The organism is Aliiruegeria sabulilitoris (assembly GCF_001558155.1).
GTDB lineage: Bacteria > Pseudomonadota > Alphaproteobacteria > Rhodobacterales > Rhodobacteraceae > Tropicimonas > Tropicimonas sabulilitoris.
Window position 1 is genome coordinate 1 of sequence record NZ_LOAS01000020.1, and the last position, 839, is coordinate 839.

General features: G+C 57.1%; 1 protein-coding gene. It reads left to right on the forward strand.

What is annotated here, in order from left to right; genetic code table 11:
- Positions 1-293: 293 nt before the first annotated feature.
- Positions 294-488 (forward strand): Flp family type IVb pilin, encoded by a 195-nt coding sequence (locus tag AX756_RS16485; protein ID WP_068313997.1) that lies wholly within the window; start codon positions 294-296, stop codon positions 486-488.
- Positions 489-839 lie beyond the last annotated feature (351 nt).

Sequence of the window (839 nt, forward strand, 5' to 3'; positions counted from 1 at the left end):
ATCTCCGACCAGCTCAAGACCGACCAGATCAAGACCACCTTCTGATCTGTTTCGATACATTCCGATCCGCGTGGGCCGCACCTTTCGAGTGCGGCCTTTCGCTTTTCCGGACCTCGCTGACTCGCGCCGCACACGCCCATCGGCAAAGTACGAAAATGGTGCGATAGCTGCCCGATTTCCGCCTCCTTTCCCCGACTATACTGAACGTAAGCCGAGCAGGTCTGGCCCAGGAATGGACACCCCGATCGGATGGCCCGGTTTAGGAAACTCACATATCCCTAGGGAGACTGACAATGAAACTCTTCAAGCTGATCAAATCCTTCCGCAAGGACGAAGACGGTGCCGTGACCGTTGACTGGGTCGTGCTGACCGCCGCCATCGTGGGCCTGGGCATTGCCACGCTCGCCGCCGTTTCTTCGGGCGTCGAAGACCTGTCCGGCGACATCTCCGACCAGCTCAAGACCGACCAGATCAAGACCACCTTCTGATCTGACAAAAGATTCTTGCGAGAGGCCGCGTTCCACGACGCGGCCTTTTTCCTTTTCCGCACCTGACAAAGCACCCCTACACCCGGATTCCTACGGGTACTGACAGCGCTCCGCGGACAGACAGTCGCCTTTGGCTGCGCCGGAAATCCCTAATTTTTCGTTACAATTCCTCGTTTTGGTACGATCCGCGCCCAATTCCTGCCCGAGTTCACTGGCTTTCTATACCCATGCCAAGACGGGGATCGGGCCATTGAGAGGCCGGCCCGAGCGGATCCGGAATGGCCCGAAACGAACGAAACACACCTTTCTGGAGCTAGACCATGAAACTCTTCAACCTGATCAAATCCTTCC